The organism is Streptomyces sp. NPDC033221 (genome assembly GCF_055577005.1).
Genome location: NZ_JBVIQN010000026.1, coordinates 76,127 through 100,569 on the forward strand (window position 1 = coordinate 76,127; position 24,443 = coordinate 100,569).

Consider the following 24,443-nt stretch of genomic DNA (forward strand, 5'->3'; position numbering starts at 1 on the left):
AGCGCGAAGGACTTCAGAACCATGACCCGCGTGATCGCCGGCACGGCCGGCGGCCGGCGCCTGGCCGTGCCCCCCGGCACCGGCACCCGCCCGACCTCCGACCGGGCGCGCGAGGGCCTGTTCTCCACCTGGGAGTCGCTGGACGGCCCGCTGTCCGGCGCCCGGGTGCTCGACCTGTACGGCGGCTCCGGCGCGGTCGGCCTGGAGGCGCTGTCCCGCGGTGCCGCGCACGTCCTGCTGGTCGAGGCCGACGCCCGCGCCGTCCGCACCATCCGCGACAACGTCCGCACCGTCGGCCTGCCGGGCGCCGAGGTACGCGTCGGCAAGGCCGAGCAGGTGGTGGCGGGCCCGGCCCCGGAGGAGCCGTACGACGTGCTCTTCCTCGACCCGCCGTACGCCGTGACCGACGGCGATCTTGGGGAGATCCTGCTCACACTCCACCGGCAAGGCTGGTGCGCCGAGGAGGCACTCGTCACCGTGGAGCGGAGCACCAGAGGCGGTCCGTTCCCCTGGCCTGCCGGGTTCGGGGCCATCCGGTCCCGGCGCTACGGCGAGGGGACGCTTTGGTACGGTCGCGCCGCTTCGACGTGCGACAACGCGTCATGACCGGACCGGAGAGCGAGGAACCTCAGTTGCGCCGCGCAGTCTGTCCGGGGTCGTTCGACCCCATCACCAACGGGCATCTGGACATCATTGCCCGGGCCTCCAGGCTCTATGACGTCGTCCACGTCACCGTGATGATCAACCAGGCCAAGAAGGGCCTGTTCTCGGTCGACGAGCGGATCGACCTGATCCGCCGGGCCACCGCCGAGTACGGCAACGTCCAGGTCGAGTCCTTCCACGGCCTGCTCGTCGACTTCTGCAAGCAGCGCGACATTCCCGCCATCGTCAAGGGGCTGCGCGCGGTCAGCGATTTCGATTACGAGCTGCAGATGGCCCAGATGAACAACGGTCTCTCCGGCATCGAGACCCTCTTCATCCCCACCAGCCCCACCTACAGCTTCCTCTCCTCCAGCCTGGTCAAGGAGGTCGCGGCCTGGGGCGGCGACGTGTCCCACCTGGTGCCGCCCTTCGTCCTGGAGGAGCTGACCAAGCGGCTCGGCTCCGGGTGACCGGCTGACCACTCGTCAGCAGGTGTCGGTGCGGGGGTCTGTGGACGTACAGTCGACCCCGTTCCGTCGTACCGACCCGGAGAGTGGCGAGTCCAAGGTGGACGTGCAGAAAAAGCTCGACGAGATCGTCCGGACCGTCGGCAGCGCCCGGTCCATGCCCATGTCGGCCTCGTGCGTGGTCAACCGCGCCGAGCTGCTCGCCATGCTGGAGGAGATGCGCGCCGCCCTGCCCGGATCGCTCGCACAGGCCCAGGAGCTGCTCGGCGGCCGGGAGCAGATGGTCGAGGAGGCCCGCGCCGAGGCGGAGCGGATCATCGAGTCCGCCAACGCCCACCGCGGCTCGCTGATCTCCGACACCGAGGTCGCCCGGCAGTCCCAGGCCGAGGCCGACCGGATCCTGGCCGAGGCCCGCCGGGAGGCGGAGGAGATCCGCGCCGAGGCGGATGACTACGTCGACAGCAAACTGGCCAACTTCGAGGTCGTCCTCACCAAGACCATCGGCTCGGTCGACCGCGGCCGCGAGAAGCTGCTGGGCCGCGCGCCGGGCGAGGACGGCCACGCGGACGAGGATGGCGTCCAGGCCCCCGAGCGCAGCGCCGACCCGCAGACGCTCAAGGAGCGCGCCGACCGGTACGTGGACGCCAAGTTCGGTGCCTTCGAGGCCGTACTGACCAAGACCCTGGAGGCGGTCGGCCGCGGCCGGCTCAAGCTCCAGGGCGCCCGGGCGACGGACGAGCTGGGCGGTCTCGCCGCGCAGCCCGACGGCCGCCATCCCGGCCACACCGGCGACGCCGAGTACCTGGCCGGGCTCGCCGAGCTGGCCGACCCCGTACCGCCGCAGCCGCAGGCCCCGCCGCAGCCCACCGTGCCGCCCCAGGCGCAGCCCGAGGTCCAGCAGGGCTACTACGCCGACTACACCGACCCGGGCTACCAGCAGCAGGACTCCTACGGCTACCAGCAGGCCTCGTACGCGCAGCAGGACCCGTACGGCTACGGCTGGCAGGACCCGCAGGCGCAGCAGCACCAGCACCAGCAGCCCTACGACCCGAACGCGGCCTACCTCCAGCAGGACCAGCTTTCCGGCCCGGCTCCCGGGGGGCGGGCCGCGCAGCCCGCGGCGCTCGACGAGACCAGCCTCTTCGACACGAGCATGATCGATCTGGGGCGGCTGCGGCAGTACGAGGAGGGGCGCCAGTAGCGGATTGGGCCTATCGGGACCGTTCCAGTATCCTGGCTCTTCGGTCGCGTGTACGTCCGCGATCTCTGCTGCCCGGCTGCCTTTCGGCGACGGGTGGCTCGTACGTCAGCGTAGAAAGCAGGAAGCCATCAACGCCCGCCTCGACCACCGTTCCCCGCTCGTGTTCGACACGCGCGATCTGGGACGCCGTCCCGGCGCGCTGCAGCGGCTCTCCCGCACCGTCGAGGCCCCCCGGGACCTCGGCAACGAGGTCATCGGAGTGCCCGTGGGCGCGCCGGTGGAACTCGACTTCCGCCTGGAGTCCGTCATGGACGGGGTGCTTGTCACAGGCACCGGCCGTGCATCGGTCCAGGGGGAGTGCGTAAGGTGTCTGGAGCCGCTGGAGCGTGAGCTCACGGCGGACTTCCAGGAGATGTTCTCCTACCCCGACGCCGACGCCAGGACCCGCACCGCGGAGCCCGGCGACGACGCCGAGGAAGAGGAGGACACTCTCTTCCTCGAGGACGACCTGTTCGACCTCGAACCCGTGCTGCGTGATGCGGTGGTGCTCGCACTGCCGATGCAGCCGGTGTGCCAGGACGACTGCCCGGGCCTGTGCTCCCAGTGCGGAGAACGGCTCGCGGACGACCCGGACCACCACCACGACGCCGTCGACATCCGTTGGGCGGCACTGCAGGGACTCGCCACCGACCCGGCCGGCGAGAAGGACGAAAACATGAGCGGCGACGGGCCTGAATCAGCGCGCGCCGCCGAGAAGCAGGAGAAGTAGCCGTGGCTGTTCCGAAGCGGAAGATGTCGCGCAGCAACACGCGCCACCGCCGGTCGCAGTGGAAGGCTGCGGTCCCCACCCTGGTGGCGTGCGAGCGCTGCCATGAGCCGAAGCAGCAGCACATCGCGTGCCCGAGCTGCGGCACCTACAACAAGCGACAGGTCCTCGAGGTCTGATCGGCTGGTGACAGGCTCTATGTCAGACGCCCAGACGTCTCCCCGCAAGCGCGGGGCTGAAACGGCACCGGCGGACACGGCCTCGTCCCACACGCTTCTAGAAGGGCGGCTCGGGTATCACCTTGAGTCCGCCCTTCTGGTGCGTGCGCTGACGCACCGCTCGTACGCATACGAGAACGGCGGTCTGCCCACCAACGAGCGGCTCGAATTCCTCGGGGACTCGGTGCTCGGCCTGGTGGTTACGGACACGCTGTACCGCACCCACCCCGACCTGCCCGAAGGCCAGCTGGCCAAGCTGCGGGCCGCGGTGGTCAACTCGCGTGCGCTCGCCGAGGTGGGCCGCGGCCTCGACCTCGGCGCCTTCATCCGCCTCGGCCGGGGCGAAGAAGGCACCGGAGGCCGCAACAAGGCCTCCATCCTGGCCGACACCCTGGAAGCGGTGATCGGCGCGGTCTATCTCGACCAGGGCCTCGACGCGGCGGGCGAGCTGGTACACCGGCTCTTCGACCCGCTCATCGAGAAGTCCGCCGGCCTCGGTGCCGGCCTGGACTGGAAGACCAGCCTCCAGGAACTGACCGCGACCGAAGGTCTCGGCGTCCCGGAGTACCTGGTCAGCGAGACCGGTCCGGATCACGAGAAGACCTTCACTGCTGCTGCCCGCGTCGGTGGTGTCTCGTACGGCACCGGCACCGGCCGCAGCAAGAAGGAAGCCGAGCAGCAGGCGGCGGAGTCCGCCTGGCGGGCGATCCGCGCGGCGGCGGACGAAGCGGCCGAGCGGGCCGCGGACGCGCCGCCGGCCGGGGAGCCCGTGGTTCCCCCGGCCGGGGAATCGCCCGCCGCCGGCTGAGCAGTACCGTTCGGCACTCCCGGCCGTCCGCCCCGCACCGGGGAGGGGCGGCCGGGCAGTGCTTTGCGGGGCCGCCCCCCCGCACGCGGTACGCGCACCATCCGTACGGCGTCCGTCAGGCGGCGGGCGTCCCATGACGAGGAGAGCCGTGCCCGAGCTGCCCGAGGTCGAGGTCGTACGCCGCGGACTGGAGCGCTGGGTACGGGGCCGGACCGTCGACGCCGTCGAGGTCCTGCACCCGCGGGCCGTCCGCCGGCACACCGCCGGAGCCGTCGACTTCGCCACACGCCTGAAGGGGCAGCGGATCGGCGAGGCCCGGCGCCGCGGCAAGTACCTGTGGCTCCCGGTCACCGACGGCCTGTCCGTTCTGGCGCACCTGGGCATGAGCGGGCAGCTCCTGGTCCAGCCGCAGGACGCTCCCGATGAGAAGCACCTGCGCGTGCGCTTCACCTTCGACGACGACGCCGGTACGGAGCTGCGCTTCGTCGACCAGCGCACCTTCGGCGGACTCTCGCTGCACGACGCCGTGCCCGGTGACCTCGAAGGGCTGCCCGACGTCATCGCGCACATCGCCCGCGACCCGCTCGACCCGGCCTTCGACGACGCCGCCTTCCACGAGGCGCTGCGCCGCCGCCGGACCACCGTCAAGCGCGCGCTGCTGGACCAGTCGCTGATCAGCGGCGTCGGCAACATCTACGCCGACGAGGCACTGTGGCGCTCCCGGCTGCACTACGACCGCCCGACCGCCACCCTGACCCGCCCCCGTACCGCCGAACTCCTCGGCCACATCCGGGACGTGATGAGCGCCGCGCTCGCCGTCGGCGGCACCAGCTTCGACAGCCTCTACGTCAACGTCAACGGCGAGTCGGGCTACTTCGAACGGTCGCTGGACGCGTACGGGCGCGAGGACGAGCCGTGCCGGCGCTGCGGTACGGCCATGCGCCGCCGCCCCTGGATGAACCGGTCCAGCTACTTCTGCCCACGCTGCCAGCGGCCGCCGCGCCCGTAACCCACGTTCGCGGGTCGGGGCCGGGGCTCAGGCTTCCGCGCGGGCCGCGTCGTAGCGCTCCCGCGCCGCCAGTACCTCCGGCATCCGGCTCTCCACGAGCCCGATGAGCCCCAGCAGCCGCTCGGCCACCTCACGCCCCAGCGGTGTCAGCGCGTAGTCGACCCGCGGCGGATTGGTCGGCCGGGCCTCGCGGTGTACGAGCCCGTCGCGCTCCAGGGCATGCAGGGTCTGCGACAGCATCTTCTCGCTGACGCCGTCGACCTGCCGCCGCAGTTCGTTGAAGCGGAACGTGCCCTGGTGCAGTGCGCCCAGTGTCAGGCTGCCCCACCGGTCGGTGACGTGCTTGAGGGTGTCGCGCGACGGACACGCGCGCGCGAAGACGTTGAACGCCTCTTCCGTCCACGCTTCCGTCCCGCACGCCGGGACCTCCTGCGGGCTGCCCTGATTCGCCATGCGGCCAGCGTACTCCCGCACAGCGCTAACTCATCGATTGCGCTTTCTTTTAGTTAGTGCTTTCCTTTGGTTATCGAGCTGCGCCGCACTCCGCCGCGCCGCCGCACCCCGAGGAGCCCTCCCATGTCCACGCCCGCCCCCGCCGCCACCCCCGTCGTCGCCGTCGCATACCACTCGGGCTTCGGCCACACCGCGGTGATCGCCGAGGCCGTACGCGCCGGTGCCGCCGACGCCGGCGCGACCGCCCACCTGATCAAGGTCGATGAGATCACCGAGGAGCAGTGGGGGCTGCTCGACGCCGCCGACGCGATCGTCTTCGGCTCGCCGACCTACATGGGCACCGCGTCCGGCGCCTTCCATGTCTTCGCCGAGGCCACCGCGAAGCGCTGGGCCACCCGCGCCTGGCAGGACAAGCTCGCCGCCGGCTTCACCAACTCCGCGTCCAAGAGCGGCGACAAGCTGCACACCCTGCAGTTCTTCTCCGTACTGGCCGCCCAGCACGGTATGCACTGGGTCGGCCTCGGCCTGCTGCCCGGCTGGAACGCCTCCACCGCCTCCGAGAACGACCTCAACCGCCTCGGCTTCTTCCTGGGTGCCGCCGCGCAGACCGACAACGACCGCGGCCCCGACGGCGTCCACAAGGCCGACACCGCGACCGCCGAACACCTCGGCCGCCGCGTCGCCGGACAGGCCGCGCTCTTCGCCGCAGGCCGCGCCGCCGTCGGCGCCTGACACCCCGCCGGTACCGGGCGCTCGCGGGTACGGCGCGCGCCCGGCCCGCACGCCCCGTCCCCGGCGTGCCGCCCGTACGCGGGCACCTGTACACGCCGACCCACCCGCATACGCGTGCTTTCGTACGGATGGAGATGCGACCCTGTAGCCAGGGGGCCATACCTTCGGAGGTTGGGATCCGATGGCGACGAGTATGCATCTGGTCTGGAGCTCGGCGGCGCCCGACAGCGTCGTGTACGAGACACACGCGATCGAGGTGGTCGAAGAAGGCGGCGTACACGGCGAGGTCGTCAGTGAGCGGCACGAGGTCGCGGTGCGCAGTCGCGCCCACGCGGAGGAGATCGCCGCCGAACACGACTACGAGCTCTACCGCGAAGGCGAGGAGTGGGACAGCCTCCCGGAGGAGGGGTAGGGCCGGGGCGGCCGCGGCGCCGCCCGGTTCAGAAGCCGAAGTCCTGCGTCCACCACGGGCCGCCCGAGCCGAAGTGCGCTCCGACGCCGAGGGTCTTGTACTCGCAGTTGAGGATGTTGGCGCGGTGCCCGGAGCTGTGCATCCAGGTGTCCATCACCGCGCGGGCGTCGGCCTGGCCGCGGGCTATGTTCTCGCCGCCCAGGTTGTCCAGGCCCGCCTCCTTGGCCCGGTCCCACGGGCTGCGGCCGTCCGGGTCGGTGTGGTCGAAGAAGCCGCGGCGCGCCATGTCCGCGCTGAAGTCCTCGGCGAGGGTGCCCAGTTCGGGGTCGGCGGTCACCGGTGAGCAGCCGGCCTTCGAGCGTTCCCGGTTGACCAGGGTCAGCACCTGCGATTCGGCAGCCGCGGGTGTGGTGCCCGGCGCGGCGGAGGCGGTCGGTGTGCTCTTCGGGGGCGTGGTGGCGGGAGCCGTACGGTCCGGCTGCTCCGTACGGTCGCGGCCGGCGCCGGTGTCCTTCGGCGGCGTGGACGACTGCCGCGGGACCGGGGTGGCGGAAGGCGCGGTGGATGAGGTGGGGCGTGCCCGGTCCCGGATGTCGGGGCGGGGCTCGCCGCGGCTGGCCTGGCCGGTGCCGCGGTCGGTGGGGGTCACGGATGCCGTGGCGCGGGACGGCGGGTGCGGCAGGGAGTCGGCGCGCACCCGTTCGCCGGAGCCGCCGTTGCCGCCCCAGTCGTACTGGCTGCCGCCGGGCAGCAGGCCCGAGGCGACGGCGACCGCGCCCATCGCCACGGCCGCCGAAGCGCCGAGCAGGCCGGTGCGGACCGGAGCGGAGCGGCGGTCGCGCGCCGGGCGGTGGCCGCGGTGGCGACCGGACTGCGCGGGGGGTGCGGCGGCCGGGTTTCCGGTCTGGTCCGTGGCTCCGGCGGGGTCGGGCGATGCGGGAGCGGAGCGTCGATGGCGGCCCATCCACTGCCTTCCTTCTGTCCACATGAGCGTCAACGTGCCTCACTCGTAAGGGTGAGTCTCGTTGCCGGGCGACTGTACGCCATGACGTGTGGGGCCGATGTGCCCGACGAGCAATTGGCCGGTTAACGTGCAGACATGAACGAAGATGTCCGCCTGACCGCCTGGGTGCGCGGCCGGGTCCAAGGGGTCGGCTTCCGGTGGTTCACCCGGGCCAACGCCCTGCGGATCGGCGGCCTCGTGGGTTTCGCCCTCAATCTCGAAGACGGACGGGTCCAGGTCGTCGCCGAAGGCCCCCGCGAACGGTGTGAGGAACTCCTGGAGTGGCTGCGCACCGGCGACACACCCGGACGGGTCGAAGGGGTGGGTGAGATCTGGGACACTCCGCGGGGCGGTTACGACGGGTTCGTGATCCGCTGAGCCGGTACGGGGAGCGGCATCCGGGAACCGGCCGACGGGCCGGTTTCGCGTGTCCCCGTCAGATGCACAGTGCAGTCATGACCTGGTGGTTGCCAACTCGGCCGACCCGTGGAAGGCTGCCGCTGTAAGGATGATCTCCACGCCCCCGAGGCGCTTTTCTGGGGAGCCGGTCCGCGTTGCCGCGGCCGCGGGCTCCCGGGCGCCCAAGGATACGGGGCGTGATCGTGTTGACCCTCAAACCTTTTGGTGAGACTCTGGAAGCCCCGCGCACCTTAGCTGTTTGGCATTGAGTTCGCAGGACAATGGCAAGCACCGCGGGTGCGAATCCCTCACGACCCACACCGCTTCGGTCGGTCACTCAGTGTGGAGGACCATCCATCATGGCAAAGGCGCTTCTCGGTTACGTCGGCGGCTCCGACCCCCGAGTCCTCTCCGAGATGCGACGGCTTCAGCAGCGCGTCCAGGACCTGGAATCCGAACTCATCCGGATGCAGGCCGAAAACGACATGCTGTCCGCTGCCGCACGTCACGACGACTCGATGCTCGACGGCATCGGCGTACCCCAGGCGGAGCCCGCGCTCACCTGACCCCATCCCCCGGGGCCAACGGGCTGTATCGCCAGCCGCTTGAGGCACCGCTAGCAAGATCTTCAAGGGACGCTTCGGCGTCCCTTCGTCGTTTCCCGTCGTTTTCTCTTCGGCCAACCGGGGCTCCCTCACCGTCTGATGTGCCCTGCACCTTCAGCGGCGAAACCGAAATCGAATAGGCGTGAGACCAGCCGGCGCCCCGGACCGGGCCCGGCGGCCGGTGTCCGGCCCGGGTGCGCCGGGGCCCTCGTGCCGGGGCCGGTCCGGCGGGGGCCGGGCGGTAGAGTCCAACGGCGTGCATCTCAAGAGCCTGACACTGCGAGGATTCAAATCCTTCGCCTCCGCCACGACACTGCGATTCGAACCCGGCATCACCTGTGTCGTGGGCCCCAACGGCTCGGGCAAGTCCAATGTCGTCGACGCCCTGTCCTGGGTCATGGGCGAGCAGGGCGCCAAGTCGCTGCGCGGCGGCAAGATGGAAGACGTGATCTTCGCCGGGACGACCGGCCGGCCGCCCCTGGGCCGCGCCGAGGTCTCGCTGACCATCGACAACTCCGACGGCGCGCTGCCCATCGACTACGCCGAGGTCACCATCACGCGGACGATGTTCCGCAACGGCGGCAGCGAGTACCAGCTCAACGGTGACACCTGCCGCCTCCTGGACATCCAGGAGCTGCTGTCGGACTCCGGCATCGGCCGCGAGATGCACGTCATCGTCGGGCAGGGCCAGCTCGACTCCGTCCTGCACGCCGATCCCATGGGGCGCCGCGCCTTCATCGAGGAAGCCGCCGGCGTCCTCAAGCACCGCAAGCGCAAGGAGAAGGCGCTGCGCAAGCTGGAGGCGATGAAGGCGAACCTGGCGCGGGTCCAGGACCTCACCGACGAGCTGCGGCGGCAGCTCAAGCCGCTCGGCCGGCAGGCCGCCGTCGCCCGCCGGGCCGCCGTCATCCAGGCCGACCTGCGCGACGCCCGCCTGCGGCTGCTGGCGGACGACCTCGTGACCCTGCGCGAAGCGCTACGCGCGGAGATCGCCGACGAGGCGGCGCTCAAACAGCGCAAGGAGACCGCCGAGCAGCGCCTCAAGGAGGCGACCCGGCGTGAGGCCGCCCTGGAGGAGGAGGTACGGATGCTGACGCCGCGCCTCCAGCGGGCCCAGCAGACGTACTACGAGCTGTCGCAGCTCGCCGAGCGCGTGCGCGGCACGATCTCGCTGGCCGACGCGCGCGTCAAGAGCGCGACGGCCGCCCCGCCGGAGGAGCGGCGCGGCCGCGACCCGGAGGATCTGGAGCGGGAGGCGGCCCGGGTCCGCGAGCAGGAAGCCGAACTGGAGGCCGCTCTGGAAGCGGCGAGCCGAGCGCTGGAGGACACCGCCGAACACCGGGCCGAACTGGAACGGCAGCTGGCGGACGAGGAACGGCGGCTGCGGGACGCGGCGCGCGCCATGGCGGACCGGCGGGAGGGGCTGGCCCGGCTGCACGGGCAGGTCACCGCCGCGCGCGGCCGGGCCGCATCGGCGCAGGCGGAGATCGACCGCCTGGCCGCGGCCAGGGACGAGGCGCGGCAGCGCGCGGCCGACGCCCAGGAGCAGTACGAAACGCTCAAGACCGAGGTGGACGGGCTGGACGCGGACGACGCCGGCCTGGCGCGGCAGCACGAGACCGCGAAGCAGGACCTGGCCGACGCGGAGGCCGCGCTGAGCGCCGCGCGCGACGCGCTCACGGCCGCCGAGCGGCAGCGCGCTGCGGTCTCCGCCCGGCACGAGGCGCTCGCCCTCGGCCTGCGCCGCAAGGACGGAACCGGCGCGCTGCTCGGCGCGGCCGACCGGCTGACCGGCCTTCTCGGCCCGGCCGCCGAGCTGCTGACCGTCGCCCCGGGCCATGAGGTGCCGGTGGCCGCGGCACTCGGCGCGGCGGCGGACGCGGTGGCGGTGGCCGGGCCCGCCACGGCCGCCGAAGCGATTCGCCTCCTGCGCAAGGAGGACGCCGGACGGGCGGCGATGGTGCTCGGGGCGGCACCGGAGACACACCGGGACGTGGATTCCGGAGGCCTGCCGCTCGCGGCCGAACTGGTCAGCGGACCGGAGGAGTTGCTGCGCTCCGTACGGTGGCTGCTGCGCGGCGTCGTGGTGGTCCACTCCCTGGAGGACGCCGAGGAACTGGTCGCGTCCCGGCCGGAACTGACGGCGGTCACCGCCGACGGCGACGTCCTCGGGGCGCACTTCGCGCACGGCGGATCGGCCGGTGCGCCGAGCCTCCTGGAGGTCCAGGCGTCCGTCGACGAGGCCGCGGCCGAGGCCGCCGAACTGGCCGAACGCTGCGAGCGGCTGACCACGGATCAGGAAGCGGCGCGGCAACGGCGGGACGCCTGCGCACGGCAGGCCGAGGAGGCGGGGGAGCGGCGGAGCGCCGCCGACCGCGAGAAGTCCCGGGTCGCCGGCGACCTGGGCCGCCTCGCCGGCCAGGCCCGCGGCGCAGCCGACGAGGCGGAACGCTCGGCTGCGGCCGCCGCGAAGGCGGAGGAAGCTCTCGAACGGGCGACCGAGGAGGCCGAGGAACTGGCCGCGCGGCTGGCGGTGGCCGAGGAGGAGCCGGGCGACGAGGAGCCGGACACCTCCGTACGGGACCGGCTGGCCGCGGACGGCGCCAACGCGCGCCAGACGGAGATGGAGGCCCGCCTCCAGGCCCGTACGCACGAGGAACGGGTCAAGGGACTCGCCGGCCGGGCCGACGGGCTGGACCGCGCGGCACGGGCCGAACGCGAGGCACGGACCCGCGCCGAGCAGCGGCGCGCCCGGGCCCGGCACGAGGCGGCGGTGGCGTCCGCGGTGGCCTCCGGGGCGCGGCAGCTGCTGGCACACGTCGAGGTCTCGGTCGTACGGGCCGAGGAGGAGCGGCTGGCGGCGGAGCTGGCCAAGCAGGAGCGCGAGCAGGCGCTGGTGGCCGAGCGCAACGAGAGCCGGGAGCTGAAGGGCGAGCTGGACAAGCTGACCGACTCGGTGCACCGCGGTGAGGTGCTGGGCGCCGAGAAGCGGATGCGGATCGAGCAGCTGGAGGCCAAGGCGCTGGAGGAGCTGGGCGTCGAGCCCGCCGCGCTGGCGTCGGAGTACGGCCCCGACCAGCCCGTACCGCCGTCCCCCGCCGCCCAGGGCGAGGAGCTGCCGGAGGACCCGGAGCATCCGCGCAACCGGCCGGTGGCCTACGTACGGGCCGAGCAGGAGAAGCGGCTCAAGGCCGCCGAGCGGGCGTATCAGCAGCTCGGGAAGGTGAACCCGCTGGCGCTGGAGGAGTTCGCGGCGCTGGAGGAGCGGCATCAGTTCCTCAGTGAGCAGCTTGAAGACTTGAAGAAGACCCGGACCGACCTGCTGCGGGTGGTCAAGGAGGTCGACGAGCGGGTGGAGCAGGTCTTCACCGAGGCGTTCCACGACACCGCGAGGGAGTTCGAGGGCGTCTTCGCGCGGCTGTTCCCGGGCGGTGAGGGGCGGCTGGTGCTGACCGACCCGGACAACATGCTGACCACGGGCCTGGACGTGGAAGCCCGGCCGCCGGGCAAGAAGGTCAAGCGGCTGTCGCTGCTGTCCGGAGGTGAGCGTTCACTGACCGCGGTGGCGCTGCTGGTCTCGATCTTCAAGGCGCGCCCCAGCCCGTTCTACGTGATGGACGAGGTCGAGGCGGCGCTGGACGACACCAACCTGCAGCGGCTGATCGGGATCATGGAGGAGCTGCAGGAGAGCTCCCAGCTGATCGTGATCACGCACCAGAAGCGGACGATGGAGGTCGCCGACGCGCTGTACGGGGTGTCGATGCAGGGCGACGGCGTCTCGAAGGTCATCAGCCAGCGGCTTCGCTGACCGCGCGCAGGGTACCCGGTGTGGGATACACGCTTCCCCGGGTGTGGCATACACGCTTCCTCGCGACACCCGCACGGTTCATAACTTGAACGCAATCACTGCGAAGCTCCGCCGAAACAAATTCATCACGACCTATTGACTTCGAAACTTGAAGGCATAGGGTCTGCAACGTTGCTTTTACCTTCAAGTGGTGGGTACCCCCAACCTATGCGCCACTGGAAGGGCCAGCCCCCTACGCCCGGCAGCGCAGCCGGGCACTGGAGTACACGTTGACCAGCACCGCGCAGCCGACGACTTCGGAAGGCCGCAAGGCCCACCCGGACCACCTCGGCCATGTCATCTTCATCACCGCGGCTGCCGCGATGGGCGGCTTCCTCTTCGGCTACGACAGCTCCGTGATCAACGGCGCCGTCGAGGCGATCCGCGGCCGCTACGACGTCGGCTCCGCCGGGCTCGCCCAGGTGATCGCCATCGCGCTGATCGGCTGCGCCATCGGCGCGGCCACGGCCGGCCGGATCGCCGACCGCATCGGCCGCATCCGCGTCATGCAGATCGCCGCGGCGCTCTTCACGATCAGCGCGGTCGGCTCGGCACTGCCGTTCGCCCTGTGGGACCTGGCCATGTGGCGCGTCCTGGGCGGCATCGCGATCGGTATGGCCTCGGTCATCGGCCCGGCCTACATCGCCGAGGTCGCGCCGCCCGCCTACCGGGGCCGGCTGGGCTCCTTCCAGCAGGCCGCGATCGTCATCGGCATCGCGATCTCGCAGCTGGTGAACTGGGGCATCCTCAACCTCGCCGGCGGTGACCAGCGCGGCAAGCTGGCGGGCCTGGAGGCCTGGCAGTGGATGCTCGGCGTGATGGTCGTCCCGGCCGTCCTCTACGGTCTGCTCTCCTTCGCGATCCCCGAGTCGCCCCGCTTCCTGATCTCCGTCGGCAAGACCGACAAGGCCAAGGAGGTGCTGGCCGAGGTCGAGGGCCAGAGCGTCGACCTGGACACCCGGGTCTCGGAGATCAAGGAGGCGATGCGCCGGGAGCACAAGTCCAGCTTCAAGGACCTGCTGGGCGGCAAGTTCGGTTTCCTGCCGATCGTGTGGGTCGGCATCGGCCTGTCGATCTTCCAGCAGCTCGTCGGCATCAACGTGGCGTTCTACTACTCCTCGACGCTGTGGCAGTCCGTCGGCATCGACCCGAGCAGCTCGTTCTTCTACAGCTTCACCACGTCGATCATCAACATCATCGGCACCGTGATCGCGATGGTGTTCGTGGACCGGATCGGCCGCCGCCCGCTGGCACTGATCGGTTCCGCCGGTATGGCCGTCGCGCTCGCCCTGGAGGCGTGGGCCTTCGCCGCCAAGACCGCGGACGGCACGCTGCCGACCGCCCAGGGCACGGTCGCCCTGGTCGCGGCCCACGCGTTCGTGCTCTTCTTCGCCCTGTCCTGGGGTGTCGTGGTCTGGGTCTTCCTCGGTGAGATGTTCCCGAACAAGATCCGTGCCGCTGCGCTCGGTGTCGCGGCGTGTGCGCAGTGGATCGCCAACTGGGCCATCACTGCCAGCTTCCCGAGCCTTTCCGACTGGAATCTGTCGGGTACGTACGTGATCTACATGATCTTCGCCCTGCTCTCGATCCCCTTCGTGCTGAAATTCGTGAAGGAGACCAAGGGCAAGGCGTTGGAGGAGATGGGCTAACAACCCCCCCGCCAGCCCTTCTCCTCAGTTGTGGGCAGCTGCCCCGGTCCGTTCGCCGGACCGGGGCAGCTCCTTTATTGCGCGCCCCGCCTTGCGGGTACTTCTTTTCCTCGCGAATGGTTTTTCGTTGAAGCAAGGAAGCGGGCCGGAGCCTCACCTCTCCTTCAGGTACGGAACGACCCGCTCCGCGAACAGGTGTACGGAACGCCAGCCTTCGTCCACCGGCATCCCACCGCACAGCGGATGCAGAATCAGCGACCCCGCCGGCCCCGCCTCCCCGGCCAGCCGCACACACTCCTCGGGCGTCACGATCCGGTAGACCCCCTCCCGGCGCAGCGCCTCGACGTCATCGGCGGCCGACCGTACGGCCGATTCCACACCGTCGGCCTGCCACGAGGCGTACGTACGCGCCTCGTGCAGCAGATGCCCGCCGTACTCCGCCCACGCCCGGTCCGGGTCCTCGGACACATGCAGCAGCCAGGTACGGGCGGAGGGCTGCAGCACCCAGCCCTCGGTCCCGTACTCGGCACGCCGCGCGTGGTAGTACGCCTCCAGCTCGGGCAGATGCGCGCTGGGGAACAGGGGCAGGCCCAGCCGCGCGGCCCGGCGCGCGGCGGCCCGGGAACTGCCGCCGACCAGCAGCAGCGGGTGGGGCTGGGTGTACGGGCGCGGAGTGACCCGTACCGTACGGCCCCGGTAGCGGAACGGCTCACCCTTCCAGGCGGCGAGCAGCGTCTCCAGTACCTCGTCCTGGAGCTTGCCCCGCCAGTGCCAGTCCCGGCCGTGCGCCGCGTACTCCTCGGGCCGGTAGCCGATGCCCGCCACGGTGACCAGCCGGCCACCGCTCAGCAGATCCAGTACGGCGATCTCCTCGGCCAGCCGCAGCGGGTCGTGCAGCGGCGTGATCAGCGCGGAGACGGTGACGGTGATCCGCCGGGTGGCGCCCAGCACGGTGCCGGCGAAGGCCAGCGGCGCGGGCATCCAGCCGTTGTCCGTGGCGTGGTGCTCCTCGGTCTGGACCGTGGTCAGGCCCCGGTCATCGGCGAAGGCGGCCATCTCGACGGCCGCGCGGTAGCGCGCGCTGAGCGAGGCGGGGGTGGGGGCGGGGTCGGCGAGGTTGAAGCGCAGGACCGTTACGGGCATGACGAACGTCCCCTTCACCGAGGCGGTGGGCCCGGTTGGCGAAGGGGACGCTAGCTGACGTCACATCAGGTGACCAGGGGTGCGGGAGCCGAATCAGCCGACCGGCGCCGGCTCCTCGGCCGGGGCGGCGGCCTTCGCGGCCACCGTCTCCTTCGGCTTCGGCAGCACCGCGAAGACCACCGCGGCGATCAGGATCGTGGCCGCCCAGCCCAGGCCGTGCTTGCCCGGCCAGGTCTCGGCGAGCGGGCCGGTGAACCAGGTGACCTTGGTCAGGCACAGGCCCACCACCAGCGCCACGGCCCAGGCCGTCAGCGCCTGCCAGCAGAAGCCGCCCGCGTACCAGTAGCGGCTGGTGCGGCTGACGTTCATCAGGCTGTCGCCGTCGTAGCGCACGGCCATCTTCCGGCGGCGCGCCATGTCGACGGCGTACACCCCGATCCAGGCGGAGAAGGACACCGCGAGCAGGGTCAGGAAGGTGATGAACTGACCGATGAAGTCCTTCGCCACCAGCATCATGAACGCTCCGCCGACCAGGCTGATGATCGCGTTGATGCTCACGGCGAGGGCGCGCGGCAGCTTGACGCCCATGGTCTGCGCGGTGAAACCGGCCGAGTACATCGACAGGCTGTTGATCAGCAGCATCCCGACCAGCGCGGTGATCAGGTACGGGACCGCCAGCCAGGTCGGCAGCACCTCGCCGAGGAAGGACATCGGGTCGGTGTTCTGGTTGGCCAGGTCCGGCTTGGAGACGGCCATGATGCCGCCCATCAGCACCATCGGTACGAGCACCAGGGCCGCGCCGGAGATGGTCGTACCGACGATCTTCTTGCCGGAAGCGGCGTGCGGCAGGTAGCGCGCGAAGTCCGGGCCGGTGGGCACCCAGCTGATGCCGCCCGCCGCGATGGTGCCGATACCGGCGATCATCAGGGCGGTGCTGCCCGCCGACTGCGAGAAGATCTTGCCCCACGGCATCTCGGCGATCAGGTACACCAGCACCATGATGCTGAAGATGCTGAACAGGTACGTCGAGTACTTGTTGCAGAGGTTGAGCGCCTTGCGGCCCAGGCCGCTGACCACGAACGTGGTGGCGACGAAGAGCAGCAGCGTGACGACGGTGAGGACGTTGTTGGCCTCGATGCCGAACAGCAGCTTCAGGACCGTCAGCACGGCGTACGCGCCGCTGACCGCGTTGATCGTCTCCCAGCCGAACCGGGCCACCCACAGGATCGCGCCCGGGAAGTAGTTGCCCCGCACGCCGAAGGCCGCCCGGGAGAGCATCGCGCCGGGCGCGCCGCCCCACTTGCCGGAGACCGACAGCACGCCGACCATGCCGAAGGAGATGACGGAGGCGATGGCGGCCACGATCAGGACCTGCCAGAAGTTCAGACCGTTGGTGATCACCAGGGAGGCACCCATGGTGAGCAGCAGCACGCTGATGTTGGCGGCGACCCAGGTCGGGAAGAGTTCGCGGACGCGGCCGTGGCGTTCATGGTCGGGGACGGGCTCGATGCCTCGTTGCTCGACGGCGCCTTCGGTTTCAGGAGCGGACATGGTGTCCGTGGACGTGGTGCCCATGGTGCAGGTGTCTCCGTGCGGGTTCAGGCAGCGGCTGTGATGCCTGGCGAAGGGGAGGGGGTTGCCAGGACTCTACGCGCGTTGCGCAGCCGAGAGCTATCGTACTTTGATCCAACTTCGGTTCATACGCCTTGTTGTGTCCAACGACGACCACCAGAGGCCCCCGGATTCGTCGGGGCCTCCCGCGCGGTTGGCTCAGGCGCAGGTCAGACGGCGTGGCCGAAGATCGGGCCCGGCGCTTTCGGCGGCTGGCCCACGCGTCGAATCCGTGCGGCGCGCGTGGCGCGGGGGCGCGGGTGTGAGGCAGTCGGGCGGCGCCGAGTGGCCTGCATGCGTCGGTGGGTCCACATCCCTGACGCTGTTACGTGATGTCCGGACATTTCCTCCACCGGTCGATGAACGGCCCCACGGCGGGGTGAATCCGGACAGTCGAAGTCCAGGTTCGGCGTGTGCGGTCCCGCACGGCAGCGTGTGACCGATACTGGGTGGGTTATGGAAATCGTCATCCTTGCTGTAGTCATCGCTGTGGTCGCGCTCGGCGCGATCAGCGGGCTCGTCGTCAGCAGCCGCAGGAAGAAGCAGCAGCTGCCGCCGGCCCCGCCGACCACCCCGTCCGTCACCGCGCCCCCTGCGGAGCCGCAGGTCGGTGAGGACGCCGAGACCCCCCGCGACGAAGCCCGTCGCACCATAGAAGAAGTCGACCTGCCGCCGGCCGAGGCGCCCGTCGAGGAGCCGGTCGAAGAGCCGACGGCCCCCGCCTCCCCCGAGGTCGAGGTCCCGGAGCCGACCGCCGGCCGGCTCGTGCGGCTGCGCGCCCGCCTCTCCCGCTCCCAGAACTCGCTGGGCAAGGGCCTGCTCACGCTGCTCTCCCGCGAGCACCTCGACGAGGACACCTGGGAGGAGATCGAGGACACCCTGCTCACCGCCGACGTGGGCGTCGCGCCCACGCAGGAGCTGGTCGAGCGGCTGCGTGAGCGCGTGAAGGTGCTCGGCACCCGTACCCCCGACGAACTGCGCGGCCTGCTGCGCGAGGAACTGCTCAAACTGATCGGTACGGACCAGGACCGCGCGGTCGCCACCGACAACGCCCTGGGCAAGGACGGCCAGGAGATCCCCGGCGTCGTCATGGTCGTCGGCGTCAACGGCACCGGCAAGACCACCACCACCGGCAAGCTGGCCCGCGTGCTGGTCGCCGACGGCAAGTCGGTCGTCCTGGGCGCCGCCGACACCTTCCGCGCCGCCGCCGCCGACCAGCTCCAGACCTGGGGCGAGCGGGTCGGCGCCCGCACGGTCCGCGGCCCGGAGGGCGGTGACCCGGCCTCGATCGCCTTCGACGCGGTGAAGGAAGGTATCGCCGAGGGCGCCGACGTGGTCCTCATCGACACCGCAGGCCGGCTGCACACCAAGACCGGCCTGATGGACGAGCTGGGCAAGGTCAAGCGCGTCGTGGAGAAGCACGGCCCGGTCGGCGAGGTCCTCCTCGTCCTGGACGCCACCACCGGACAGAACGGTCTGGTGCAGGCCCGGGTGTTCGCGGAGGTCGTGGACATCACCGGCGTCGTGCTCACCAAGCTGGACGGCACGGCCAAGGGCGGCATCATCGTCGCGGTCCAGCGCGAGCTGGGCGTCCCGGTCAAGCTCGTCGGCCTCGGCGAGGGCGCGGACGACCTGGCGCCGTTCGAGCCGGAGGCGTTCGTGGACGCCCTGATCGGCGACTAGGACCGACCAGGACGCGTTGGGGACGCACAGATGGTCTTACGGGCACGGTCCGGATCGAGAAGCCCCGCAGCGAGAGGGATGCGCTGCGGGGCTTTTTGCTGCGTGGGGCGGGTGCGCGGGTGAGAAGTGGGGCCGGTGGGGGAGCCGGTGCCTGATGTGCGGGGGAGTGGGGCGGAGTCCCGTCCTCGCGTCCGGCTACGCGGCCGACCGATGGCATACGTACGCGAGCGTGCCCAGCAGCAGCCGCGCCTGCGGTGGCCGCCCCGCCGTGTCCAGGGTGGGCGGCCGCAGCCACCGCATGGGCCCGAGTCCGCCGAGATCGGACGGCGGGGCCGTGACGTGGTCGCCGGGGCCGCGTGAGCACAGGTCGAGGGCGGCGTCGTCCCAGCCCATCCGGTAGAGCAGCCCGGGCAGATCGGCGGCGGCCCCGGGCGCCACGAAGAACAGGGCGCGGCCCGAAGGCGTGGCGGCCACCGGGCCGAGCGGCAGGCCCATCCGCTCCAGCCGTACCAGCGCGGTGCGTCCCGCCGCCTCCGGCACTTCGAGGATGTCGAAGGAACGGCCCACCGGGAGCAGGACGGCCGCGCCGGGCGTCCTGGCCCACGCGTCGGCGGCTTCTTCGAGCGTCGCGCCGGCCGCCAGCCCGTCCGTGAAGGCCAGCGGGTGGGCGCCGGGGGAGGCGCAGTCGTCCGCGCCGCACGAGCAGACCGTATGTCCGTTCCCGCCGCGAGCCGCGCGTGCGCCGGGCACCACGTCCCAGCCCCACAGCCCCGTGTACTCCGCCACCGCCGTGCCCTCGGTCGAGCGGGCGCGACGCCGTGAACCGGATCGGATGTCGCGGATGCCGCCGATCGTGAAGCCCATGCCTCCTCCAACGGGTGATGCGTGCCAGTGGTTACGTGCCGAAGCACGTGCGTGACGCTCCGTCAGGAGGGGGCGGATTCCGTGGTGCGTCGGGGTGTGGTGGGGTGGTGCGGCGCGTGGCGCGCGCCTTCGCGCACTCCTTTCCATCCGTCTCCTCTCGACCTGTGTCAAGTCAATCGCGAGGACCGGCTGGGGAGTTCATTCAAAGGGGTGGCGAATGGTGGCGTTTAGCGGATCGCCCTCGCCGGGGGCGTGATCGTAGGATTACTTTCGGTGCACGTCCTGGGGCGAAGCGCCGCGGGCGTGGGTATGCCGGAGGCAACGCACCGGCGGGTGAACCCTCCCGAATCGGGTTGGCTGGATTCCGTGGTCGGGTAGGTCCACCCCGTACCGGTCGCCGCAACAGACGGCATCCTGTGGGAGGTTCACGGGGCACGGCCGCGACGCACAGCGGCAGGATGGCCGTGCGGAGCGGTGCGGCGGCCCGGTGCGCGACAGGCACCATGCCGTACACCGCGGCGCGGTGCCGACGCGGAAAGCGGCGACGAAGGACGGCGGACGCGAAGAACGGCCGACGCGAAGAGAAGCGGACGCGAAGAGAAGCGGCGGCAGCAGAACGCGAAGTACCGAAACCGAAGCACCGGCGGACACGGACGTACTGGCGCAACCCGTAGGACAAACAGACCCGCGGGACCGGCAAGAAGAAGCGGGACCCGAACAGCATCAGCACCACGAAACGGGCGCCGCGGCAGCAGGAGGCCGCAGCGACCACGGCGCGGCCGGGCACCGGCGGAGCGGCACACCTCGTACCGCACCGGCGGGGCAGACGGCCGCGGCAGGAATACCGCGCTGGCGCAGTGAGGCACCGGGGCGGTCCGGACCGTATGTAGCGGACGTATGGAAAAGAAACTCGGAAGCGGCGAAGAGCGGCGATGCGAAGCGATGGCGCGGCGCAGTGAAGCAAGGCAGCAATCGGAATGGGGGCGTTCCAGTGGGCGGCAGTGGCGGCACCGGCGCTGACAAGCGCCCCAACGAACCGTTGGGCTCATGGTTCGTGCGCAGCGGCTGGTCGAAGGGCGAGCTGGCACGACAGGTCAACCGGCGCGCACGCCAGATGGGCGCGCACCACATCAGCACCGACACCTCGCGCGTACGGCGCTGGCTCGACGGCGAGCAGCCGCGCGAGCCCATCCCGCGCATCCTCTCCGAGCTGTTCTCGGAGCGGTTCGGGTGTGTGGTCGGTATCGAGGACCTCGGCCTGCGTTCCGCGCACCAGTCCCCGTCCGTCTCCGGCGTCGACCTGCCCTGGGCCGGCCCGCAGACCGTCTCCCTGATCAGCGAGTTCTCCCGCAGCGACCTGATGCTGGCGCGCCGCGGCTTCCTGGGCACCTCCCTGGCGCTGGCCGCCGGGCCCGCCCTCATCGAGCCGATGCAGCGCTGGCTGGTGCCGGTCTCCCCGGGCCAGGCGTCCGCCGCCCAGCAGGCGTCCCAGGAGCGGGCAAGGCGCTCCAACCGGCTGTCCAAACCGGAACTGGACCTGCTGGAGTCGACCACCGCCATGTTCCGCCAGTGGGACGCCCAGTGCGGTGGCGGACTGCGCCGCAAAGCGGTGGTCGGCCAGCTCCACGAGGTCACCGACCTCCTGCAGGAGCCGCAGAGCGAAGAGGTATCCAAACGGCTGTTCAAGGTCGCCGCCGAACTGGCCGAACTGGCCGGCTGGATGAGCTACGACATCGGTCTGCAGCCCACCGCGCAGAAGTACTTCGTGCTCGCCCTGCACGCCTCCAAGGAGGCCGGTGACCGCCCGCTGGGCTCGTACATCCTCTCCAGCATGAGCCGCCAGATGATCCACCTCGACCGCCCGGACGACGCGCTGGAACTCATCCACCTCGCGCAGTACGGCAGCCGCGAATCGGCTACCCCCCGTACACAGGCGATGTTGTATGCGATGGAGGCGCGGGCGTACGCCAGCATGGGCCAGCCGAGCAAGGTCAAACGCGCCGTACGGATGGCCGAGGACACCTTCGGCGACGTGGCGCCCGGCGAACCCGAGCCGGACTGGATCCGCTTCTTCTCGGAGGCCGAGCTGAACGCGGAGAACGCCCACTCCTACCGCGACCTCGCCTACGTGGCCGGACGCAGCCCGACGTACGCCTCCCTCGCCAACCCCGTGATGCAGCGTGCGGTCGAACTCTTCGCACAGGACATGGAGCACCAGCGTTCCTACGCCCTCAACCTGATCGGCATGGCGACGGTGCACCTGCTCCAGAAGGAGCCGGAGCAGGGTGCCGTCCTGGCGCACCAGGCCATACCGCTGGCGAAGAAGGTCCGCTCGGAGCGGGTCAACACCCGGCTGCGCAAGACGGTGGACACGGCGGCGCGGAACTTCGAAGGCGTCGCCGAGGTGATCCAGCTCAGCGACGAGCTGGCCCAGCAACTGCCGGAATCCGGCGCGGAGGCCGTCTGACCGCACACCCTGACGCGTCTGTCCTGACCGCACCTCCCACATATCTACTCGCAATTCCTGCCCCTCCCCGCATCCCCCCTTGTACTTCCACAGTCCCCGGCCGCGGCCCGTCACCCCGTACAGCTCGACTCGGCTCCCCCACGCCAGGTCATACGGGTGACAGCCGCGGTCGGCTGTGTGGGTGGAGTGGGGGTGGGGGTCGGGGACCGGTGGGGGTGGCCCAGGCGGGTGCGGGCCGGGACGGGACGGTGCGGGCGTGGTCGTTTCGGTGGGTTACGGGGGTGCGCCGGGCGTGGCGGGCCGATCTCGGAGTTCATAGGGGCGTAACACTGACGAGGGCTTCGTCACCGCGGGGAAACACCGACGGGTCATGGCCGAAACGGTGCTGCGACAACCTCGTGGCGAAAGTCGGCCCACCCGGAACCACGCCCGCACGGGCCGCATCGACGACAGGAGACGCCGATGCCCCCAGGCATCATGACGCTCGCGGCAGACGAGGCCACCCTGAGCCCGGCCAACACCGGCTTCATGCTGATCTGCACCGCTCTGGTGATGCTCATGACCCCCGGACTCGCCTTTTTCTACGGCGGCATGGTCCGGGTCAAGAGCGTGCTCAACATGCTGATGATGAGCTTCATCAGCCTGGGGATCGTCACCGTCCTGTGGGTCCTGTACGGCTTCGGGCTCGCCTTCGGCCAGGACAGCGGCGGCTTCCTCGGATGGACCGGTGATTTCGCCGGGCTCAGCGGCATCGGCCTGACCGAACTGTGGGGCACCACCACCATCCCGGTCTATGTCTTCGCGGTCTTCCAGCTGATGTTCGCGGTGATCACTCCCGCGCTGATCAGCGGCGCCCTCGCGGACCGGGTGAAGTTCACGGCCTGGGCGCTGTTCATCGCCCTGTGGGCCACCATCGTCTACTTCCCCGTCGCGCACTGGGTGTGGGCCGAGGGCGGCTGGCTCTTCGACCTGGGGGTCATCGACTTCGCCGGCGGTACGGCCGTCCACATCAACGCGGGCGCCGCGGCCCTCGGCGTGATCTTCGTCGTCGGCAAGCGCATCGGCTTCAAGAAGGATCCGATGCGGCCGCACAGCCTGCCGCTGGTGATGCTCGGCGCCGGGCTGCTGTGGTTCGGCTGGTTCGGCTTCAACGCGGGCTCCTGGCTGAACAACGACGACGGGGTGGGCGCGGTCGCCTTCGTCAACACCCAGGTCGCCACGGCCGCCGCGATGCTCGGCTGGCTCGCGTACGAGAAGATCCGGCACGGCTCCTTCACCACTCTGGGCGCGGCCTCCGGCGCGGTCGCCGGACTGGTCGCGATCACCCCGGCGTGTGGCGCGGTCAGCCCGCTGGGCGCCATCGCGGTGGGCGTCATCGCCGGTGTGCTGTGCGCGATGGCGGTCGGCCTGAAGTACCGGTTCGGCTACGACGACTCCCTGGACGTGGTCGGGGTTCACCTCGTCGGCGGCATCGCCGGGTCCCTGCTGGTCGGCCTGTTCGCGACCGGCGGCGTACAGAGCGACGCCAAGGGCCTCTTCTACGGCGGCGGCTTGGAGCAACTGGGCAAGCAGGCCGTGGGCGTCGTCTGCGTGCTGCTGTACTCCCTGGTCGTCTCCTTCCTTCTCGCCAAGGCCATCGACCTGCTGATGGGCTTCCGGATCTCCGAGGACGAGGAGGTCGCGGGCGTCGACCAGGCCGCGCACGCGGAGACGGCGTACGACTTCGGCGGCACGGGCGGGGGCGTGGTGGCGCGCACGGGAGCGGGCATGGGGACGGGGGCGGCCTCGGCCGCCGGACCGGCCCTCGGTGGCGACCCGTCCCGGGAAAAGGGCCAGGGCAAGGTCCGCGGAAAGGATCAGTCGAAGGGCCAGGGGAAGAGCCAGGGGAAGGGCCAGGGCTCGGCCCCGGCTTCCGGTAGTGAGAAGAGGGTGGACGCGTGAAGCTCATCACGGCAGTGATCAAGCCGTACCGGCTCGACGAGGTGAAGGAGGCCCTGCAGTCCTTCGGCGTACACGGCCTGACCGTCACCGAGGCCAGCGGATACGGCAGGCAGCGCGGGCACACGGAGGTGTACCGGGGAGCGGAGTACACCGTCGACCTGGTGCCGAAGGTCCGTATCGAGGTGCTCGTGGACGACGCGGACGCCGCGGAGCTGATCGACCTCGTGGTGAAGGCGGCCCGCACCGGCAAGATCGGCGACGGCAAGGTCTGGAGCCTCCCGGTCGAGGAGGCGGTCCGCGTGCGGACGGGGGAGCGAGGGCCGGACGCGTTGTAGGTGTGGGGTGCGGGGTGTGGGTGGCGGAACGGACGGTCCGGCCGCGACTTCCGGTCCCGGCCCTGCGCCCTCCTGAAGGGGAAGCGGACCCGGGGCTGTAACCGCCGCGGTGCGGCAACGGCGCAAAGCCACCACCCCCACAAGCGACGCGGCCGAACCCTCCACATACGCACACGCAAACGCATGCG

Annotated in this window: 22 protein-coding genes; 17 read left to right on the forward strand and 5 right to left on the reverse strand. The window is 71.0% G+C overall.

What is annotated here, in order from left to right; translation table 11 throughout:
- Positions 1–21: 21 nt before the first annotated feature.
- The 7 genes from rsmD (at position 22) to mutM (ending at position 5,111) form a co-directional block, all read left to right on the forward strand.
- Positions 22–606, forward strand: coding sequence for a 16S rRNA (guanine(966)-N(2))-methyltransferase RsmD (rsmD, locus tag ACZ53K_RS28855; protein ID WP_468842006.1), 585 nt, complete (start codon positions 22–24; stop codon positions 604–606).
- The gene (gene coaD / locus ACZ53K_RS28860) at positions 603–1,112 is read left to right on the forward strand and encodes a pantetheine-phosphate adenylyltransferase (RefSeq protein ID WP_468842009.1); all 510 of its coding nucleotides are present in this window, start codon (positions 603–605) and stop codon (positions 1,110–1,112) included. The genes rsmD and coaD overlap by 4 nt, the downstream gene beginning before the upstream one ends.
- 97 nt (positions 1,113–1,209) lie before the next feature.
- Positions 1,210–2,310, forward strand: a complete 1,101-nt coding sequence (locus tag ACZ53K_RS28865; RefSeq protein ID WP_468842116.1) for a cell division initiation protein — start codon at positions 1,210–1,212, stop codon at positions 2,308–2,310.
- Between the two features lie 76 nt (positions 2,311–2,386).
- Positions 2,387–3,079: a YceD family protein gene (locus ACZ53K_RS28870; RefSeq protein ID WP_468842119.1), complete on the forward strand. Its 693-nt coding sequence runs from the start codon at positions 2,387–2,389 to the stop codon at positions 3,077–3,079.
- 2 nt (positions 3,080–3,081) lie between these two features.
- On the forward strand, positions 3,082–3,255 hold the full coding sequence (gene rpmF / locus ACZ53K_RS28875; RefSeq protein WP_003951102.1) for a 50S ribosomal protein L32: 174 nt from the start codon (positions 3,082–3,084) through the stop codon (positions 3,253–3,255).
- Positions 3,256–3,274: 19 nt separating this feature from the next.
- A complete protein-coding gene (gene rnc / locus ACZ53K_RS28880) occupies positions 3,275–4,102 on the forward strand; it encodes a ribonuclease III (RefSeq protein WP_468842013.1) in 828 nt (275 codons plus the stop codon).
- A gap of 148 nt (positions 4,103–4,250) precedes the next feature.
- Positions 4,251–5,111, forward strand: a complete 861-nt coding sequence (gene mutM, locus ACZ53K_RS28885; RefSeq protein WP_468842016.1) for a bifunctional DNA-formamidopyrimidine glycosylase/DNA-(apurinic or apyrimidinic site) lyase — start codon at positions 4,251–4,253, stop codon at positions 5,109–5,111.
- A 27-nt stretch (positions 5,112–5,138) separates the two neighbouring features.
- On the opposite strand, the gene ACZ53K_RS28890 is transcribed toward mutM, so the two are convergent.
- Positions 5,139–5,564, reverse strand: a complete 426-nt coding sequence (locus ACZ53K_RS28890) for a winged helix-turn-helix transcriptional regulator (RefSeq protein WP_468842019.1) — start codon at positions 5,562–5,564, stop codon at positions 5,139–5,141.
- A 123-nt stretch (positions 5,565–5,687) separates the two neighbouring features.
- Between ACZ53K_RS28890 and ACZ53K_RS28895 the strand changes: the two genes are divergently transcribed.
- Together ACZ53K_RS28895 and ACZ53K_RS28900 are read left to right on the forward strand one after the other, a co-directional pair.
- A complete protein-coding gene (locus tag ACZ53K_RS28895) occupies positions 5,688–6,296 on the forward strand; it encodes a flavodoxin family protein (protein ID WP_468842021.1) in 609 nt (202 codons plus the stop codon).
- A 181-nt stretch (positions 6,297–6,477) separates the two neighbouring features.
- On the forward strand, positions 6,478–6,708 hold the full coding sequence (locus ACZ53K_RS28900) for a hypothetical protein (RefSeq protein WP_468842024.1): 231 nt from the start codon (positions 6,478–6,480) through the stop codon (positions 6,706–6,708).
- A 28-nt stretch (positions 6,709–6,736) separates the two neighbouring features.
- Here ACZ53K_RS28900 and ACZ53K_RS28905 read toward each other — a convergent pair whose 3' ends face one another.
- Positions 6,737–7,672: a CAP domain-containing protein gene (locus ACZ53K_RS28905; protein WP_468842026.1), complete on the reverse strand. Its 936-nt coding sequence runs from the start codon at positions 7,670–7,672 to the stop codon at positions 6,737–6,739.
- A 135-nt stretch (positions 7,673–7,807) separates the two neighbouring features.
- On the opposite strand from ACZ53K_RS28905, the gene ACZ53K_RS28910 reads away from it, so the two are divergent.
- The 4 genes from ACZ53K_RS28910 (at position 7,808) to ACZ53K_RS28925 (ending at position 14,211) form a co-directional block, all read left to right on the forward strand.
- Positions 7,808–8,089, forward strand: a complete 282-nt coding sequence (locus ACZ53K_RS28910) for an acylphosphatase (protein WP_468842029.1) — start codon at positions 7,808–7,810, stop codon at positions 8,087–8,089.
- 380 nt (positions 8,090–8,469) lie between these two features.
- Complete coding sequence (locus tag ACZ53K_RS28915) at positions 8,470–8,676, forward strand: hypothetical protein (protein ID WP_468842031.1); 207 nt, start codon at positions 8,470–8,472, stop codon at positions 8,674–8,676.
- 295 nt (positions 8,677–8,971) lie between these two features.
- Entirely contained in the window at positions 8,972–12,523 is a 3,552-nt protein-coding gene (gene smc / locus ACZ53K_RS28920; protein ID WP_468842032.1) for a chromosome segregation protein SMC, read from the forward strand.
- Positions 12,524–12,792: 269 nt separating this feature from the next.
- The gene (locus tag ACZ53K_RS28925) at positions 12,793–14,211 is read left to right on the forward strand and encodes a sugar porter family MFS transporter (protein WP_468842035.1); all 1,419 of its coding nucleotides are present in this window, start codon (positions 12,793–12,795) and stop codon (positions 14,209–14,211) included.
- Positions 14,212–14,364: 153 nt separating this feature from the next.
- On the opposite strand, the gene ACZ53K_RS28930 is transcribed toward ACZ53K_RS28925, so the two are convergent.
- Complete coding sequence (locus ACZ53K_RS28930; RefSeq protein WP_468842038.1) at positions 14,365–15,354, reverse strand: LLM class flavin-dependent oxidoreductase; 990 nt, start codon at positions 15,352–15,354, stop codon at positions 14,365–14,367.
- A gap of 93 nt (positions 15,355–15,447) precedes the next feature.
- On the reverse strand, positions 15,448–16,929 hold the full coding sequence (locus ACZ53K_RS28935) for a purine-cytosine permease family protein (RefSeq protein WP_468842041.1): 1,482 nt from the start codon (positions 16,927–16,929) through the stop codon (positions 15,448–15,450).
- A 492-nt stretch (positions 16,930–17,421) separates the two neighbouring features.
- Here ACZ53K_RS28935 and ftsY point away from each other — a divergent pair, with 492 nt between their 5' ends.
- On the forward strand, positions 17,422–18,648 hold the full coding sequence (gene ftsY, locus ACZ53K_RS28940; RefSeq protein ID WP_468842044.1) for a signal recognition particle-docking protein FtsY: 1,227 nt from the start codon (positions 17,422–17,424) through the stop codon (positions 18,646–18,648).
- 195 nt (positions 18,649–18,843) lie between these two features.
- On the opposite strand, the gene ACZ53K_RS28945 is transcribed toward ftsY, so the two are convergent.
- A complete protein-coding gene (locus tag ACZ53K_RS28945) occupies positions 18,844–19,512 on the reverse strand; it encodes a bifunctional DNA primase/polymerase (RefSeq protein ID WP_468842046.1) in 669 nt (222 codons plus the stop codon).
- 991 nt (positions 19,513–20,503) lie between these two features.
- On the opposite strand from ACZ53K_RS28945, the gene nsdA reads away from it, so the two are divergent.
- The 3 genes from nsdA (at position 20,504) to ACZ53K_RS28960 (ending at position 24,255) form a co-directional block, all read left to right on the forward strand.
- Positions 20,504–21,979 carry a transcriptional repressor NsdA gene (gene nsdA, locus ACZ53K_RS28950; protein WP_468842049.1) on the forward strand — a complete coding sequence of 492 codons (1,476 nt, stop codon included), beginning with the start codon at positions 20,504–20,506 and terminating at the stop codon, positions 21,977–21,979.
- Positions 21,980–22,441: 462 nt separating this feature from the next.
- Positions 22,442–23,920, forward strand: coding sequence for an ammonium transporter (locus ACZ53K_RS28955; RefSeq protein ID WP_468842051.1), 1,479 nt, complete (start codon positions 22,442–22,444; stop codon positions 23,918–23,920).
- Positions 23,917–24,255: a P-II family nitrogen regulator gene (locus tag ACZ53K_RS28960; protein WP_468842054.1), complete on the forward strand. Its 339-nt coding sequence runs from the start codon at positions 23,917–23,919 to the stop codon at positions 24,253–24,255. Before ACZ53K_RS28955 ends, ACZ53K_RS28960 begins: the two co-directional genes overlap by 4 nt.
- Positions 24,256–24,443 lie beyond the last annotated feature (188 nt).